We start from the raw sequence: 356 nt of genomic DNA, 5'->3' as shown, positions 1-356 counted from the left end.
GAACTCCTCCACGTGTCTGACCCGTTTCCCGGAAGTACACATGACGCTAAAGCCTTTGGCGAGTCAGAGCTTAACACGATCCTGAACTCAAGCAACTCCATCGGCGATAAAGGATACATCGGTGTTGGCCCAATAACGCCGTTCCGGAAGCCACAGGGAGGCGAGCTCCTGGAGTGGCAAGAAGAATTTAACACGAATATCAACAAGATTCGCTATGTGATCGAACGGGCGATCGCGCACTTCAAAACGTGGCGGTGCATGTTCACTGACTATCGGAGGCCACTTCGCAGCTACGCCACTGCCTTTCGTGCAGTCCGAGCACTCCACTTCTTCAAACTACGTTCTGCATAAGCCTC

At 52.8% G+C, this 356-nt stretch carries 1 protein-coding gene; it reads left to right on the top strand.

Annotated elements, in window-relative coordinates:
• The coding region (locus tag RIF23_RS20735; RefSeq protein WP_310914321.1) for a transposase family protein at positions 1–351 on the top strand (351 nt) is incomplete at its 5' end.
• Positions 352–356 lie beyond the last annotated feature (5 nt).

The organism is Lipingzhangella rawalii (assembly GCF_031628175.1).
Classification (GTDB): Bacteria; Actinomycetota; Actinomycetes; order Streptosporangiales; family Streptosporangiaceae; genus Lipingzhangella_A; species Lipingzhangella_A rawalii.
The sequence above is the reverse complement of the archived record's forward strand: the minus strand, read 5'-3'. Positions and strand labels throughout refer to the sequence as shown.